The organism is Stenotrophomonas sp. SMYL11, from assembly GCF_036320005.1.
Lineage (GTDB): Bacteria > Pseudomonadota > Gammaproteobacteria > Xanthomonadales > Xanthomonadaceae > Stenotrophomonas > Stenotrophomonas maltophilia_A.
Window position 1 is genome coordinate 6,224 of sequence record NZ_JAWIRS010000018.1, and the last position, 16,100, is coordinate 22,323.

Genomic DNA, 16,100 nt, shown 5'->3' on the forward strand with positions numbered 1-16,100 from the left:
GGGGGGGGTCTTTCTCGTTTTTCCTGTTGCCAGCGCGCCAAACCACTTGGTGGGGGCGCCCCGCGGCGGTTCCCAGCGGGAACCGAGGAATCGCGCAGCGATTCCTGTAGAGCCGACTGTTAGTCGGCTGCATCTGCTATTGCCCTTGCTTTTGCCTTTGCCTTCGCCGACCGGCCGGCTGGCCGGGGGCGCGCCTGCCGAGCATGCCCCGGCCCAACAGGTCCGCATCACCCCGTGTCGCCCCCGGCACTTGCAGTTCCGGATATTAGTAGTAATACTACTAACCATGGACCTGACCGACACCCAGCAGGCGATCCTGCAGTTGATCGCCGAGCGTATCGAGAGCGAAGGCGCACCGCCGTCGCAGACTGAAATCGCACGTGCGTTCGGCTTCAAGGGCGTGCGCGCGGCCCAGTACCACCTGGAGGCCCTGGAGCAGGCCGGTGCGATCCGTCGCATCCCGGGCCAGGCCCGCGGTATCCGCCTGGTACAGGCGCCACCGGTCGAGAAGCTGGCCGAGCCGGGCCTGCCCGACAGCGTGCTGCGCCTGCCGGTGCTCGGCCGGGTTGCAGCCGGCCTGCCGATCGGTGCTGATATCGGCTCGGACGATTTCGTGGTGCTGGACCGGGTGTTCTTCTCCCCGGCGCCGGACTACCTGCTGAAGGTGCAGGGCGATTCGATGATCGACGAGGGCATCTTCGACGGTGACCTGATCGGCGTGCACCGCACCCGCGACGCCCATTCCGGACAGATCGTCGTGGCCCGCGTCGATGACGAGATCACCGTCAAGCTGCTGAAGATCGCCAAGGATCGTATCCGCCTGCTGCCGCGCAATCCCGACTACAAGCCGATCGAGGTGCTGCCGGATCAGGACTTCGCGATCGAGGGTCTCTATTGCGGCCTGTTGCGACCCAACCGTTGACCCGTTCCATAGCACATTACCCCGCGGTCTTTTGTGGCGATTCTCTGGTTCCACTGAGGTTGGTACGGATGTCCGATAATTCTTTTCAGAGCGCCGGGCAGAATCTCAGCCTGTGCGATACGTCCGACTTAAAGTGAACCCATGGCAAAGAAGACCCCCAAAGACAGCACCTCCAACGACACGACCTCTGCAAGGACCAATCCGATGGACGAGAACAAGAAGCGCGCCCTCGCTGCAGCTCTGGGCCAGATCGAAAAGCAGTTCGGCAAGGGCTCGGTGATGCGCATGGGCGACCGCGTGGTCGAACCCGTCGAAGCCATCCCGACCGGTTCGCTGATGCTCGACATCGCGCTGGGCATTGGTGGTCTGCCGAAGGGCCGTGTCGTTGAAATCTACGGGCCGGAATCCTCGGGCAAGACCACCTTGACCCTGCAGGCCATCGCCGAATGCCAGAAGATGGGCGGCACCGCGGCCTTCATCGACGCCGAGCACGCGCTGGACCCGATCTACGCCGCCAAGCTGGGCGTGAACGTGGACGACCTGCTGCTGTCGCAGCCGGACACCGGTGAGCAGGCGCTGGAAATCGCCGACATGCTGGTCCGTTCGGGTTCGGTGGACATCCTGGTGATCGACTCGGTCGCCGCGCTGACCCCGAAGGCCGAAATCGAAGGCGAGATGGGCGACCAGCTGCCGGGCCTGCAGGCCCGCCTGATGAGCCAGGCGCTGCGCAAGCTGACCGGCAACATCAAGCGCTCCAACACCCTGGTGGTCTTCATCAACCAGCTGCGCATGAAGATCGGCGTGATGATGCCGGGCCAGAGCCCGGAAACCACCACCGGCGGCAACGCGCTGAAGTTCTACGCCTCGGTGCGCCTGGACATCCGCCGTATCGGCGCGATCAAGAAGGGCGATGAGATCATCGGCAACCAGACCAAGATCAAGGTCGTCAAGAACAAGCTGGCGCCTCCGTTCAAGCAGGTCATCACCGAGATCCTGTACGGCGAAGGCATCAGCCGCGAGGGCGAGCTGATCGATATGGGTGTGGATGCCAAGCTGGTCGAGAAGGCCGGCGCCTGGTACAGCTACGGTGAAGAGCGTATCGGCCAGGGCAAGGACAACGCCCGTGGCTACCTGCGCGACAACCCGACGGTCGCTGCCAAGCTTGAAGCCGAGCTGCGCGAGAAGTTCCAGCCGACCGAAGCCACCCGTGAGGAAGGCGACGACGAAGGCGACGACGAATAAGGCTTGCTGTGGGGCAGGGCGGCGCCGTCAGTGACGTCGCCCTGTCCCGCAGGTTCGAATCGCCCAGGGATGGGCTGGGCGCCACGGATGGCGCCACCCTTGGAGCACCGATGTCCGACGCTGACGACATTCCCACCGGCCGCAAACGCCGGCCGCGCGAGCAGACGCCCGTGCAACGAGCGCTTGGCCTGCTGGTCCGCCGCGAGCACTCGCGCAAGGAACTCACTCGCAAGCTGACCGCTCGCGGCATCGAAGACGAAGCCGCGCAGGCCGCTGTCGCCAAGCTGACCGAGGCCGGCTGGCAGGACGACACCCGATTTGCCGAGAACCTGGTGCGGATGCGCGCCAACACCGGTTATGGGCCGATCCATGTCCGCGCCGAACTGAGCACCCACGGCCTGGACAGTGCCGCGATTGCCGCGGCGATGGACAGCTACGAAGGCGACTGGCAGGAAAACGCCCGTGATCTGGTCCGCAGGCGCTTTGGCGAGGCCGGCCCGCAGGACCTGACGCAGCGGCGCAAGGCCGCTGATCTGCTGGCCCGACGGGGCTTCGACGGCGACAGCATCCGCCGTGCGACCCGCTACGACCCGGATGACTGAGACTGGCGGCGCCGGGCCTGATACCCTTTAGGTTTTCGGCGGTCCCTCGCGACCCTGGCCAACACGGCCGGTGGTCCGGGCCCGCCGGCCCGCAGACTGCCAGCCCCCAATGAACGCATCCGCCAAATTCACGACTTCCCAGATCCGCAGCGACTTCCTTGAATTCTTCAAGGGCAAAGGCCACACCATCGTGCCGTCGGCGCCGCTGGTGCCGGGCAATGATCCGACCCTGCTGTTCACCAACTCCGGCATGGTGCAGTTCAAGGACGTGTTCCTTGGCGCGGAGAAGCGCAGCTACGTGCGCGCGGCCGACGTGCAGCGCTGCCTGCGCGCGGGCGGCAAGCACAACGACCTCGACCAGGTCGGCTACACCGCACGCCACCACACCTTCTTCGAAATGCTGGGCAACTGGTCGTTCGGCGACTACTTCAAGAAGGATGCGATCGCCTGGGCCTGGGAACTGCTGACCCAGGTCTGGAAGCTGCCGGCCGAGCGCCTGCTGGTCACCGTCTACCAGACCGATGACGAAGCGTACGCACTGTGGCGCGACATGGTCGGCGTGCCGGAAGAGCGCATCGTGCGCATTGGCGACAACAAGGGCGCACCGTTCGCTTCGGACAACTTCTGGCAGATGGCCGACACCGGTCCGTGCGGCCCGTGCACCGAGATCTTCTACGACCACGGTGACCATATCGCCGGCGGCCCCCCGGGCTCCCCGGATGAGGACGGCGACCGCTTCATCGAAATCTGGAACCTGGTGTTCATGCAGTTCGACCGCCAGCCGGATGGCACCCTGGTGCCGTTGCCGGCGCCGTGCGTGGATACCGGCATGGGCCTGGAGCGCCTGGCGGCGATCCTGCAGCATGTGCACACCAACTACGAGATCGACCTGTTCCAGGCGCTGATCCGCAAGGCCAGCGAACTGACCGGCACCGCCGACCTGGAAAACAAGTCGCTGCGCGTGATCGCCGACCACATCCGTGCCTGCTCGTTCCTGATCGTCGACGGCGTGCTGCCGTCCAACGAAGGCCGCGGCTACGTGCTGCGCCGTATCATCCGCCGCGCCCTGCGCCACGGCTGGATGCTGGGCGTGCGCCAGCCGTTCTTCAGCAAGCTGGTGCCGACCCTGGTCGAGCAGATGGGCGAGGCCTACCCGGAGCTGCCGGCGGCGGTGGATACCGTCACCCGTGCGCTGCAGGCCGAGGAAGAGCGTTTCGCTGAAACCCTTGATGCCGGCATGAAGATCTTCGAGGACGTGGCCGGCAAGGCCAGCAATGGCGTGATCCCGGGCGTTGACGCGTTCCGCCTGTACGACACCTATGGCTTCCCGCTCGACCTGACCCAGGACATTGCCCGCGAGCGCGACCTGACCGTCGACATCGCCGGCTTCGACGCCGCGATGGAGCAGCAGCGCGAGACCGCGCGCGCGGCCGGCAAGTTCGGGGGGGGCGTGACGCTGCCGGCCGAGCTGGTGGCGACCCTGAGCCCGACCCAGTTCCTTGGCTACGACCGCCTGCAGGCCGACGGCCTGACCGTGCTGGCCCTGCTCAAGGATGGTCGTCCGGTGCAGTCGGCCGATGCCGGTGATGCGGTCATCGTGATCACCAACCAGACCCCGTTCTACGCCGAGTCCGGCGGCCAGGTCGGCGACACCGGCGTGCTCACAGGCAATGGCGTGCGCCTGGTGGTGGAAGACACCCAGAAGTTCGCCGGCCAGTTCCATGGCCACGTCGGCACCCTGTCCGAAGGCGGCCTGAAGGTCGGTGATGTGCTTTCCGGCCAGGTCGACGGTGAGCGCCGAGGCGCCACCATCCTCAACCACTCCGCCACCCACCTGCTGCATGCCGCACTGCGCGAAGTGCTCGGCACCCACGTGCAGCAGAAGGGCTCGCTGGTCGCTCCGGACCGCCTGCGTTTCGACTTCTCGCACTTCCAGCCGATCAGTGCGGAAGAGCTGGCCGTGATCGAGCGCAAGGTCAATCAGCAGGTGCGCGCCAACAACGCCGCCGAAGTGCACAACATGGGCATGCAGGAAGCGCTGGACTTCGGCGCGATGGCCCTGTTTGGCGAAAAGTACGGCGAGCACGTGCGCGTGCTGAAGATGGGTGACTACTCCACCGAGCTGTGCGGCGGTACCCACGTCAACCGCACCGGCGACATCGGCCTGTTCAAGATCACCTCCGAGGGCGGTGTCTCCGCTGGCGTGCGCCGTATCGAAGCGGTCACTGGCCAGGGCGCCCTGGACTACGTGGACGCCGAAGAGGCCCGCCTGGCCGAAGCCGCAGACCTGCTCGGCGGCAGCGCTGCCGACGTGGTCGAGAAGATCCGTGCCCTTGGCCAGCGACAGAAGCAGCTGGAGCGCGAACTGGACGCCGTGAAGGCCAAGGTCGCCGCAGGTGCCACGGCCGACCTGTCCGGCCAGGCCGTCGAGGTTGCCGGCGTGAAGGTGCTGGCCGCCCGCCTGGAGGGCTTCGATGCCAAGGCCCTGCGTGACGCCATGGACCGCCTCAAGCAGCAGCTGGGCGACGCGGTGATCGTGCTGGCCGGCGCCCAGGACGGCAAGGCCGCCCTGGTCGCGGGTGTGAACGGCAGTGCAACGGGCAAGGTCAAGGCCGGGGAACTGTTGTCCCATATCGCCAGTCAGATCGGGGGCAAGGGCGGCGGACGCCCGGACCTCGCCCAGGGTGGTGGCGAGGACGGGCCCGCCCTTGCCACTGCGCTGGCTGCAGTCGTCGAATGGGTCAGCCCCCGCCTGTGATGAACCTGGCCGTCCCCCTCCTTGTAGGAGCGGGACGGCTGACGGTACCATTGCGAATCTTTTCCCTTTGTCGTGGTAGCGCTTCTTGACGGAGCGTCAAGCCGGTGGGGGATACCCTTCCACACGGTTCCATGGAGACTTACAAAAATGTTGATCCTGACTCGCCGCGTCGGCGAAACCCTGATGATCGGAGACTCGGTGAGCGTCACCGTGCTTGGCGTCAAGGGTAACCAGGTGCGTATCGGCATCACCGCGCCGAAGGACGTCGCTGTGCATCGCGAAGAGATCTATCAGCGCATCCAGCGCGGTGACGAAGCCGGTGGCACCGGTAGCGAAAATTCTGCCGAATAACGCTTTACCTTCGCACTCGATTAACGTTATGATTCACGCCCCGCTGAGGTGCAACGCACCAGACGCGGAGAAAACCCCGGAGTGATGCCCGAGTGGCCGAAGGGGCTCCCCTGCTAAGGGAGTATAGGGTCAAAAGCTCTATCGAGGGTTCGAATCCCTCTCACTCCGCCAGATACAAAGATGCGCCTGCAGATCCTCGATCTGCAGGCGTTTTTCTTTATCCGACACTCGAAAGTACAGCCGGCGTGGAGCTGACTATCCTGGCTGATCGGTGCGGGTGGCAGGCGTTGGCATGGGCGCGGGCGTCGCCGCTGGTGCCGCAGCGGGCGCACCGGGCAGATGTGGCGGTTCAAGATGGCGAGGTGGGGTTTCCCGCCACAGCAAGGCAAGCGTGCAGTCGTTGGCACGTTCCCTGCACATTCTTTCGGCCTTCCGCTGCGCGGCGTCCGCGGTTTTCTCACCCAGTGCAAAGCCCAACGCAATCGTGCCGGTCGCTATGGCCGAATAGCCTTCGCTGCTGGTGCTGGCGGACTGACCGCAATTGCGCGATCGCGCTGCGCAGTAGTGCAGCGACTGCTGCATCGCAGTGGTGAGGGAAGATTGGTTCATCGAATAGCCGTAGCGGCCATCCTTGTCGTAGGTGATCGCAGACGCAGCACTTGCGCCTGATGAAACGGACAACAAAAGCGCCAGTGAAACCGCATGCTTCCAGTTCATCACGCTCTCCTTTTCTCCCGATGGTGAATCAACCGGGGAGCGTGGCGCAACCACGCAGGGGGGGCGATGGACGATGCCTGCAGGCCGTCCGCCTGCAGGCGTGTACCGATGCATCCGGTTGTCAGAGCCGTACCGTTACACCCACCTGGAAACCACGCCCGGGCAGCGGCGCGATGTACTTCAGCGGCGAGTTGTGCGGGCGTGCTTCTTCATTGAGCAGGTTGCTGCCGTTGACGAACACCTCCATGCCAGCGATGTAGCTGTTGCGTACCGGCAGCTCACGGCTGACCTGCAGGTCGACCAGGTTGAACGCATCCAGCGGCACTTCCTCGCTGACGTTGCGGCCGAGGTACTTCTGCGTGTCGTAGTAGGTGCTGGACAGCTGCGCCTTCCAGCCCTCGCGCTGCCACTGCAGGTTGGCACCATAGCGGTTGGTCGGCATGTTCGGCAGGTACTCGCCATCATTGTGGGCACGCAGCGAATCGGGGCGGTCGGCCTTGTTCTTGACCAGGTCGGCGAAGGCGGAGACGTTCAACGTGCCATAGCGGCCCAGCTCCAGTGCATGCGAGGCATCGATCTCGAAGCCCTTCACCGTGGTGTCGGTCTGCTTCCAGTACTTCAGTGGCAGGCGGTTGGCGGTCTGCAGGCCGGAGTAGCCGAGGTAGAGGTAGTTTTCGTACCGCATCCGGTACGCGGTGGCCGACAGTTCGAAACCACCGAGGTGGAACAGGCCGGTCAGTTCCAGGTTCTTAGCCCGCTCCGGCTCGAGGTTCTGGTTGCCTTCTTCCTGGGTCATCACCGAGTAGTGTGCGTTGCTGGCATACAGCTCGTTGATCTCCGGGGCACGTTGCGAAGTCGAATAGCGCACCTTGGCCGCGAACATCGGCCCCAGCTCGATATACGAACCCAAGCTGTAGCTGTTGAGCCGGTAGTCACGGTCCTGCAGTTTCGTGTTGGCGGCATTGCGCGCGGTCTTGAAGCGGCTGGGCTGCAGCTTGTGGTCGATGCGCTCGTGACGCACGCCGGCATCGAAGGTGGCCCAGCCGAAATCCAGCGTTTCCTTCAGGAACACCGCATTGCTGCGGGTGTCCACGTCCGGCAGGTAGCGCAGAGAACCGCTGCCGGTGACATCACGCGACTGATGGCTGAAACCGAGCAGGCCGCTGAGCGGGCCGATGCGTTGATGGCTGAGCAGCAGCTCGGCCTGGGTGCTCTCGAAATCGTAGTCGTTGGCCTTGGTGGCGCCCAGCCGCTCGCCTGAGGTGTTGTCCAGCTTGGAAACGCGGAGTTCCGCGCGCTCAAACCACGGCAGTGGATCACGCAGCAGCGCTTCCAGCGCATAGCGCTGCTGCTTGATCACCACGCCCACCGGCAGGCCATCGGCATAGTTGGAACCGAACGACAGGTTCTGCATCGAGAAGCCTGGAACGCCGTACTCACTGTCCTTGGCATCAATGCTGACACCCACGTAGCCACGGTCGAAGAACAGGGTCGAGCCGAAGGCCACCTGACTGTTGCGCGCATAGCTGTTGCCCAGCCGATGATGGTAGTCGGGCGTCACATCGTTGTTGATCTGCTTCTGCACATACGACGGTGTGCCGGGCACGTAGGCCGGGTTGACCGGATTGATGTAGGTGCGGCGCTGCCAGACCGAGGTCGGATTGTTGGTGTAGAACGAGAAGTCACCATCGGCCCAGTCCGGGTTCTCGGTCATGAACTGGTCGATGTACGGCTGCGAGGCCTTGTTGTAGAGCTGCTGGACGCGCGCCTCTTTCTGGCAGGCATCGGCCAGTGCCGAGTTGACGCCCCCGCCGGCCGGGAACAGTCCGGTATTGCAGACGCTGGCCTTGCTGTTGCCGGGGATGTCGTAGTGCGAGATCCGCTGTCGCGAGACCTGCAGGTTGGTGGAGACGTTGCGCTGGTTGTTGAAGTTCATGCGGAAGCCCTGCGCGTTGGCGGCGTTGAAGCCCTTGCGCAGGACCAGTTCCATCGACTGGTCCTTGTCTTCCATGCTGCGCGAGATCAGGCCGGAGTCGATCTCCACGCTGCCACCGATCGCATTGCCGCCATAGCGCACGGTATCGGAGGACTTGTTGACGGTGACGCTGCGTACGAACAGCGGATCGAACGGGATGTTGATGTCACCGCTGATCGCGTTCATGCCCAGAATCGATTGGCCGTCCTGCAGGATCTGCACGCGGTTGCCGCTGAGGCTGCGGATGACCGGGGCGCCCGCATTCGGCCCGAAGGCGCTGCTCTGCACACCGGAGACGTGTTCGAGCAGGCCGCCGAGGGTGCGGTTCTGCGCCTGCGGGTTGTCCACGGTGACCCGGCTGTCGATGCGGGAGGGCTGCGAGGCCTGCACCTGGAGGGTGGGAAGGGTAGGTTCGTCCCCAGCCTGGGCGTTGTGAACGACGAACAGAATGGCGGCAGCAAGCAGGTGGCGACGCATGGAACGCTCCGTGAAAAAGGTGTGAAATGTTATAACGTAACTATTTGTATCGGCAAGGGCAGATCGGGCCTTGCCACGAAGGCTGGAGATGAGAGCGGTTCTCATATGACAATGGCACTGGATTTCCCTCAGGCGCCCCATGCACACCCTCACCCTTGCCGACCTGGACCGCTTGGGCCGCAGCAGTGGTTTCCGCTATCGGCTGCCAGCACTCGCGTCCGCTGCCGATTCGGGCGCGCTGTGCGTGGTCGAGGGCAGGGTGGAACAGCGCTGCCTGCGCCCTGGCATCAGCCTGGCGCTGTCGGACGTGGTCGCGCATCAGCCGTTCGAGGCGACTTCGGAGGCACCCCCGCCGTTCGCTGCGATCGTGATGCTGGAAGGTCGTGCCGGAGCACGCCTGGAAGGGCAGGCTGTGATCGGCATGAACCGCGGCGCCGGCGCGATGGTGTTGGCCGATGCCACGCCGATGACTGCGATTCATCCGGCCGGTCAACGGATGCGCAGTCTGAATGTCTCGCTGGATGCACCGGCCGAGATGGATGATCCGGTGATCAGCGAACTGCTGTTGCAGGCTCATCGCCATGGTCGCCGGCGGCTGCACAGCTGGCAGGTACCCGCGCATGTTGAACATGCCGCCGAACAGTTGCTGTCGGGGACCTGGCAGGGCGCAATGCATGCGCTGCTGTGCGAGGGTGTGGGCCTGCAGATGCTGGCGATGGCGCTGGGTGCGCCTGCCCAGGAGGCATCGCCGGACCAGCGTGTTTCAGCACGTGATCGCCGCATGCTGCAACGGGTGATCGACTGCCTGCAGGCATCACCTGCGGCTGACCACAGCCTGGAGGATCTGGCGCGCCTGGCCTGCATGAGCCCGAGCAGCCTACGGCTGAAGTTCCAGCAGGTGCACCGGTGTTCGGTGTTCGCCTGGCTGCGCGAGCGGCGCCTGCAGTTGGCCTGCGAGCAGCTGCGGCAGGGCTGCAGCGTGCAGCAGGCCGCACACTTCGTCGGCTACCGGCACGCCACCAATTTCGCGACCGCATTCCGCGCGCGCTACGGCATCGCGCCCAGCGAGCTTCGCTGAGTCCGGACCACCGTCGGCAGTGCGCATACGCCTGCTGCGTCCGCGCATACGTGCGCTCACGCTCAAATGACAATAATTCTCATCCAGCCTTTCCTTCCCGCTGGATCTCCCATGCCTGCCTGTTTCCGCCCGTGTGCCCTGGCTAGCGCCATCGGCACGACCCTGGCGCTGTTCAACGCTGCCCACGCCGCCGAACGCACTCCGTCCGTAACGCCTTCCCAGCTTCCAACCGTGCAGGTCACGGCCGACCTCGATGGCAGCACCGAAACGTCGCGTTCCTACACCACCGACTCGATGGGCACGGCGACCGGACTGTCGCTGACCTCGCGGCAGACCCCGCAATCCGTCAGCGTGGTCACCCGCCAGCAGATCGAGGACCGTGGCCTGCTCAGCACCGCCGATGCCTTGGCGACCGCACCTGGCATCTCGGTCACGCGCAGCGACGCCAACCGCTACTCGTTCTCCGCACGCGGCTTCGACATCGACAACTACCAGTTCGATGGCGTGGTGATGCCGGTGCTGTCGCCGTGGAATTTCGGCGAGAACAACCTGGACATGGTGGTGTATGACCGCATCGAGATCGTGCGCGGCGCCAACGGCCTGATGACCGGCGCCGGCAATCCCTCGGCGGCAGTGAACTACGTGCGCAAGCGCCCGCTGCGCGAGTTCGCTGCCAGTGGTGGCATCAGCCTCGGCAGCTGGGACGCACGGCGCGCGTGGGCGGATGTGTCCAGCCCGCTGAGCCGGGAAGGGCGTGTGCGTGGTCGCGTGGTCGCTGCGCAGGCAGAGGGCGACAGCTACACCGCTGGCCTGGACAGTACGGCGAAGACGCTCTACGGCGTGGTCAGCGTGGACCTGGGCGAGGACACCGGGTTGATCGCCGGCATCTCCTACCAGAGCAACGACAACCGCGGCTTCGGCAGCGGCTTCGCGCTGTTCAACGCCGATGGCACGCGTACCCGCTTCGACCGCTCGGTATCAGCCACCGCGCCGTGGGCACGGATGAGCACCGATACCCGCAACGGCTTCTTCGATTTCAACCATCGTTTCAGCAACGACTGGCAGGCGCGCGTCTCCTACAGCCGATCGCATACCGACATGGAGATGAAGCATCTCTATCGCGGTGGCTATCCTGACCCGGTCACTGGTGCCATGCCCAATGGCAACAGCTTCACCCGCTACGACGGTCCGGTGCGCCGCGAAGCGATCAGCGCCAGCCTGACCGGTCCGTTCCAGCTGTTCGGCCGCCAGCACACTGCGTCCATCGGCTGGTCGCGCTCACGCGATGAAATCGCGCTGGGGCAGTACCGCGCGCTGGCGCCGCTGCCGCCGTTGGCCAGCTATCTGGACTGGCACGGGCCGGGCACGCCGGAGCCGACGTGGGCCAGCAGCAAGACCCAGGCCGATGACCTGGACAACCATCAGAGCGGTGCCTACGCGGTGGCGCGGCTGTCGCTGGCCGATCCGCTGCACGTGATCGTCGGTGGCCGCATGAGCAACTGGGAGACCGACCAGGTCTACTTTGGCACCAAGCGGAAGTACCGCTACCGCAACGAGTTCGTACCGTATGCCGGCGTGGTCTGGGACCTCAACGGCTACAGCAGCGTGTACGCCAGCTACACCGGCATCTTCAAGCCGCAGAACAACCGCAACGAATCCGGGCAGATCCTCGATCCGGTCATTGGCCGCAGCTATGAGCTGGGCCTCAAGGGCAGCTGGCTGCAAGAGCGTTTGAACGCATCAGCGGCGTTGTTCCGCACCCAGCAGGACAACCTGGCCGAGGCCACCGGCGGGCTGGTCGAAGGCAGCACGCAGGCGGCCTATCGCGCGGTGAAGGGCGCAACCGTGGACGGCCTGGAACTGGAACTGGCCGGCGAGCCGCTGCCGGGCTGGAGCCTGGGCACCAGCTTCACCACCTTCATCGCGCAGGACGCGCAGGGCCGGGCGATCAATACCGCCAAGCCGCGCAGCCTGTTCAAGCTGTTCACCACCTGGCGCCTGCCGGGTACCTGGGACCGGCTGACGATCGGCGGTGGCGTGGACTGGCAGAACCGCATGTACCAGACCGCTACCGCGCCAGGGAATCGCCGTGTGCCGGTGGAGCAGCCCAGCTACGCGCTGGTGAACCTGATGGCGCGCTATCAGTTCAGTTCCAATGTGTCGGCGGCGGTCAACATCAACAACCTGTTTGACCGCCACTACTACTCGCAGATCGGCTTCTACAACCAGGGCTGGTACGGCGCGCCGCGAAACGTGATGTTCACGCTGAAGGTCGGCTATTGAGGCGGCAGTGGCGAGGTTCAGGGATCCAGTGGATCCATCGGGTCGATGCGAAGTGATTCGGGCGCTGGCACGAAGGTGATCGCGTACGGTGAAATGCGTGAACCGACCTTGCCGGGAACGTAGCCCAGCTCACGGCGGTTGCGGTCACTGAACCCGCTGCTGGCGACCGAATCGATATGCGACGGACTGCTGACCACCAGTGCCGGTTGCCGCGGCGGTGCCTGCAGGGCCGCCAGCAGCCGGGCTGCATTGCGCAGGTTGGTGGTGGTGTGGCGGGCATACGGTTCGATGATGATCGCATCTGCGGGAATGCCGAAGCGCGCGATCAGCGCTTCGCGCATCTGCACCGCTTCGACGCTTCGGGTGCCGCGTGGATGCACGGCGCCACCGGAGACGATGATGAAAGGTGCATCGCCCGCCGCATAGCGCTGCGCAGCGGCTTTCAGGCGCAGCTTGCTGCCAGCGCTGAGTGGGGTGGTCAGCTCGTCCGGTCCCTGGCCCAGCACGATGATCGCTGTGTACGGATGCGCATTCCAATCGAACTGTCGCGCGCGCGCGAATGGCGCGGCGTTGATTCCCGCGTTGATGGGCTCGAAGCGGATCGCATCGAGGCGGTCATTGGCATCAAGCAGGCCCACCGCCACGGCGATGCTGCGATCGAATGCGGTGTAGGCCGCGCCGGCGTCCACTTCGCTCATCTGCATGGCAATGGCAACATCGCCGGCCAGTCGCGTGCTGCCTGCCGCGCCGACCGGGCCGTCGATGGCGTCGTAGCGGGGCGGCTGGCCGTGGCCGTAGATGGAGAGGATGTTGTTGAGGCCCGCCAGCTCCCTTTCGATGGCTGCAGCGCGCGCCGGAACCGCGGCGCTCAACAGGCCCGCCTGCGCGGGCGTCCAGCGTGCGGCATCGAGTGTGCAGGCAGTGGTCCGGCAGGCCGCCAGCTGCTGCATGCGTTCGGCCAGGGCGGCGCGCGCACGATCGGGCAACGTATCGTGCTTCAGCTGCACGAGGGTCGGAAACAAGCGCGAGGCGAGGGCGGCGCTGTCGCGGTCATCGGCGGCTGCCGCAAGCGGCAGCACAGCCGTGGCCAGCAGGGTGAGGGACAAGCTCAATCGTCGGTGCATCACCAGCTCCTGCTGACCATCAGGCGGACGTTGCGGCCGAACAGCGGCCGCCCATAGATTGCCTCGGCCGAACCCTGTCCGGCCAGCGCGTCGGTGCGGGTGTTGCCCTCGGTGAGCCCCTTTTCATTGGTCAGGTTGTCGCCCACCAGCTGTGCGCCCCAATTGCCGCGCTTCCATGAAACGCCCAGACCCAGGGTCTGGTAGGCAGGCAACGCGGTCTGGTTGAACAGATCGACATAGGACTTGCCGACCACGTCATAGCGCAGCCAGGTCTCGAACTGGTCCTGGCCGTACTGGAAACTGAAGGTCGGTCGCAGGTTGCCGTAGAGCTTGGGTTCGCGGACGATCTGCTTGCCGTTGACCGCGGCCGGATCGGCGCCGGAATCGTTCTGCAGGCTGTCGTACTGCGGATCGCTGACCGTGATCGAACCGGCGATGCTGAACCAGTCCAGCGGTCGGAACAGGCCATCCAGCTCGATGCCCTTGGAGACGGCGGTGCCGATGAAGGGCACCGACTGGTCATTGCGGCCGGTCGTCGGATTGAAGGCGACGAAGGACGCATTGAGTGGATCGAACTTGGTGTAGAACGCGGTCAGGTACAGATAGGACCGGCCAAAAGCCGCCTTCAGGCCCAGCTCGTACTGGTCCAGCTGGGTCTGCACGATGGTCGGATCGATCGAGCGTGCCACCGATGAGTTGGGAACGATCTCCATGTGCGACACGCGGGCGTAGGCGCCCACCACAGGGGTGAAGTCGAAGTTCGCACCGACCGTCCAGTTGGTGGCGGACGGATTCAGGCGATGGTCCTGGATGATGCCGGTGAAACGCCGCGCGGTATTGTCGGCCAATGTGTTGCGATCGCCGAGGTCGACCTGGGCGGTCTGCTCGGCATAGCCCTCGTAGCGGTAGCGCTCATGGCGGATGCCGGCATCAAGCTTGAAGCGGTCCGTCAGTGCCCAGGTGTCATTGGCATACACCGCGAACATGCGGGCATCGACCTTGCCGCGATTGAGGGTGGTGGTGTAACGCAGCGTGCCCTTGTCGGTGACATAGCCCAGTGGGGCGCCATCGTTACCGTAGGCCACCAGATCAAGCAGGCGTGGCTTGCCGCGCATCTCCATCAGCATGTCCTGGTACAGGCTGAAGGACGTGGTGCCGAAGAAGGCGGTGTACGCGCCGATGTTCAGATCGTGGTTGCCCCAGGCCGTTTCAAACAGCCGCGTCGCACTGAAGTCGGCCTGACCGGAGTAGAAGTCAGAATCAGCAGCACGGTACTGGGCCGAGATCACCAGGCCGGAGTCGGCGTAGGGATCGTAGGCAGTGGCGCCGTTGCTGCTGGCCAGCGCGTAGCCCATCCGCGTGACGCCGGCACCGAAGGCGGTACGGGCCGCGCCCAGATAGCCGTTGGCGAAGCTGCGTGCGTCGACCGGATTGGTGGTCGAGTACAGCGCGTCGAAGGTATTGCGGCCCTTGGTGTAGCCGGTTTTCAGCGAGATCGTCCAATCGCTGGCGGTGTTCTCGTACTGGAAGCCGATGTTGCCGAAGCGCATGTGGCGGCCACCGGCCAGATCGCGGTTCATGCCCTGCAGGACACCGCCGCCATCGAGGTACTTCAGGTTGACACTGCGCAGCGAGGGCGAGTTCAGGGTGCCGTCGAAGTAGTCGATGTAGGGATCCAGCGGGACGCTGGGATTGCGAGGGTCGGCGACCGGGATCGGCAGGTAGAACGTATTGTGGTCGTCAACGAAGGTTCCGCTGACCTTGAACCAGCTGGTGTCGTCGAAGTAGTGCTTGATGTTGCCGCGGATCTGGCCGCCCTTGTCGTTCGGGAAGCCGTTGTCGCGGTAGCCGTCGTGCTGGCGCAGGAAGCCACCGACGGCGTAGAAGGTGTCCTTGCCCAGCGCGCCGGACTGGTACATCTCGCCGCGGTACAGGCCGGTATCGCCGATGGTCAGCTGCGCCTTGCCGTGGGTCTCTTCCGAGCCCTCGGCCAGGATGTTGTTGACGATGGCGCCGCCGCTGCTGGCATAGATCGGCGCCGGGCCCCCACGTACGATCTCTACCCGCTGGTTCATCACATCGAACCGGTTCATGCCGTCGCCGGAATTGAAGAAGTGACCATCCAGCTCCTGGTAGAGCGGCAGGCCATCCTGCTGGAAGGCGATGAAGCCACGATCGGTGGGAATGCCGCGCAGCCGGGTGATGTTCTGTACTTCGCCACCGGTGGCCTCGACATGGATACCGGGTACTGAGCCGAGCAGGTCGGCATAGCTTTTCGGTGCGAGTTTCTGCACGTCTTCGCGGCTGAGTGAATTGACCGCGAAGGACGCATCGAAGCGACGCTGGGTGCGTGCCGCACCGGTGACCACCACCGCATCCAGCGTTGCAGCGTCGGCACTGTCCTTGTTCTGGACAGGGGCGTCCTGCGCAGACGCACTGCCGTGCAGGGTGATCAGGGCCAGGGAGATGCCCAGGACCAGAGGGCTGATGTTCATCGGAGGGCGGCCATGCAGGGAAGGGGGACCGCTGCACGGTAGGTCCGGGCGATGACGGAATTGTTTACTTCGGCGG

11 protein-coding genes and 1 tRNA gene are annotated in these 16,100 nt (G+C 64.9%); 8 read left to right on the top strand and 4 right to left on the bottom strand.

The annotated features are described in order from the left end of the window. Nucleotides 1–286: 286 nt before the first annotated feature. The 6 genes from lexA (at nt 287) to V3B46_RS18935 (ending at nt 6,046) form a co-directional block, all read left to right on the top strand. Nucleotides 287–922 (top strand): transcriptional repressor LexA, encoded by a 636-nt coding sequence (gene lexA / locus V3B46_RS18910; RefSeq protein ID WP_329892617.1) that lies wholly within the window; start codon nt 287–289, stop codon nt 920–922. A gap of 204 nt (nt 923–1,126) precedes the next feature. After that, nucleotides 1,127–2,164, top strand: coding sequence for a recombinase RecA (gene recA, locus V3B46_RS18915; RefSeq protein WP_049449560.1), 1,038 nt, complete (start codon nt 1,127–1,129; stop codon nt 2,162–2,164). 110 nt (nt 2,165–2,274) lie between these two features. Continuing rightward, the gene (recX, locus tag V3B46_RS18920) at nt 2,275–2,766 is read left to right on the top strand and encodes a recombination regulator RecX (protein ID WP_329892618.1); all 492 of its coding nucleotides are present in this window, start codon (nt 2,275–2,277) and stop codon (nt 2,764–2,766) included. Nucleotides 2,767–2,875: 109 nt separating this feature from the next. Next, nucleotides 2,876–5,524, top strand: a complete 2,649-nt coding sequence (alaS, locus tag V3B46_RS18925; RefSeq protein WP_329892619.1) for an alanine--tRNA ligase — start codon at nt 2,876–2,878, stop codon at nt 5,522–5,524. Between the two features lie 147 nt (nt 5,525–5,671). Continuing rightward, nucleotides 5,672–5,875, top strand: a complete 204-nt coding sequence (csrA, locus tag V3B46_RS18930) for a carbon storage regulator CsrA (RefSeq protein ID WP_004152909.1) — start codon at nt 5,672–5,674, stop codon at nt 5,873–5,875. 78 nt (nt 5,876–5,953) lie between these two features. Next, a tRNA-Ser gene (locus V3B46_RS18935) sits at nt 5,954–6,046 on the top strand. 84 nt (nt 6,047–6,130) lie between these two features. Here V3B46_RS18935 and V3B46_RS18940 read toward each other — a convergent pair. Further along, entirely contained in the window at nt 6,131–6,592 is a 462-nt protein-coding gene (locus tag V3B46_RS18940) for a DUF4189 domain-containing protein (RefSeq protein WP_329892620.1), read from the bottom strand. 121 nt (nt 6,593–6,713) lie between these two features. Continuing rightward, the gene (locus tag V3B46_RS18945; RefSeq protein WP_329892621.1) at nt 6,714–9,044 is read right to left on the bottom strand and encodes a TonB-dependent receptor; all 2,331 of its coding nucleotides are present in this window, start codon (nt 9,042–9,044) and stop codon (nt 6,714–6,716) included. 139 nt (nt 9,045–9,183) lie between these two features. Here V3B46_RS18945 and V3B46_RS18950 point away from each other — a divergent pair, with 139 nt between their 5' ends. Continuing rightward, nucleotides 9,184–10,122 (top strand): helix-turn-helix transcriptional regulator, encoded by a 939-nt coding sequence (locus V3B46_RS18950; protein ID WP_329892622.1) that lies wholly within the window; start codon nt 9,184–9,186, stop codon nt 10,120–10,122. 111 nt (nt 10,123–10,233) lie between these two features. Further along, entirely contained in the window at nt 10,234–12,405 is a 2,172-nt protein-coding gene (gene fauA / locus V3B46_RS18955) for a TonB-dependent alcaligin siderophore receptor FauA (protein WP_329892623.1), read from the top strand. A 17-nt stretch (nt 12,406–12,422) separates the two neighbouring features. Here the strand turns inward: fauA and V3B46_RS18960 are convergent, their stop codons facing one another. After that, the gene (locus tag V3B46_RS18960; RefSeq protein WP_329892624.1) at nt 12,423–13,529 is read right to left on the bottom strand and encodes a YdcF family protein; all 1,107 of its coding nucleotides are present in this window, start codon (nt 13,527–13,529) and stop codon (nt 12,423–12,425) included. Continuing rightward, on the bottom strand, nt 13,529–16,024 hold the full coding sequence (locus tag V3B46_RS18965; protein WP_329892625.1) for a TonB-dependent receptor: 2,496 nt from the start codon (nt 16,022–16,024) through the stop codon (nt 13,529–13,531). Before V3B46_RS18965 ends, V3B46_RS18960 begins: the two co-directional genes overlap by 1 nt. Nucleotides 16,025–16,100 lie beyond the last annotated feature (76 nt).

Bases quoted from the DNA above. Each gene is read 5' to 3' on its own strand.
- lexA (WP_329892617.1), top strand. From the start codon at position 287: ATGGACCTGACCGACACCCAGCAGGCGATCCTGCAGTTGATCGCCGAG.
- recA (WP_049449560.1), top strand. From the start codon at position 1,127: ATGGACGAGAACAAGAAGCGCGCCCTCGCTGCAGCTCTGGGCCAGATC.
- recX (WP_329892618.1), top strand. From the start codon at position 2,275: ATGTCCGACGCTGACGACATTCCCACCGGCCGCAAACGCCGGCCGCGC.
- alaS (WP_329892619.1), top strand. From the start codon at position 2,876: ATGAACGCATCCGCCAAATTCACGACTTCCCAGATCCGCAGCGACTTC.
- csrA (WP_004152909.1), top strand. From the start codon at position 5,672: ATGTTGATCCTGACTCGCCGCGTCGGCGAAACCCTGATGATCGGAGAC.
- V3B46_RS18940 (WP_329892620.1), bottom strand. From the start codon at position 6,592: ATGAACTGGAAGCATGCGGTTTCACTGGCGCTTTTGTTGTCCGTTTCA.
- V3B46_RS18945 (WP_329892621.1), bottom strand. From the start codon at position 9,044: ATGCGTCGCCACCTGCTTGCTGCCGCCATTCTGTTCGTCGTTCACAAC.
- V3B46_RS18950 (WP_329892622.1), top strand. From the start codon at position 9,184: ATGCACACCCTCACCCTTGCCGACCTGGACCGCTTGGGCCGCAGCAGT.
- fauA (WP_329892623.1), top strand. From the start codon at position 10,234: ATGCCTGCCTGTTTCCGCCCGTGTGCCCTGGCTAGCGCCATCGGCACG.
- V3B46_RS18960 (WP_329892624.1), bottom strand. From the start codon at position 13,529: ATGCACCGACGATTGAGCTTGTCCCTCACCCTGCTGGCCACGGCTGTG.
- V3B46_RS18965 (WP_329892625.1), bottom strand. From the start codon at position 16,024: ATGAACATCAGCCCTCTGGTCCTGGGCATCTCCCTGGCCCTGATCACC.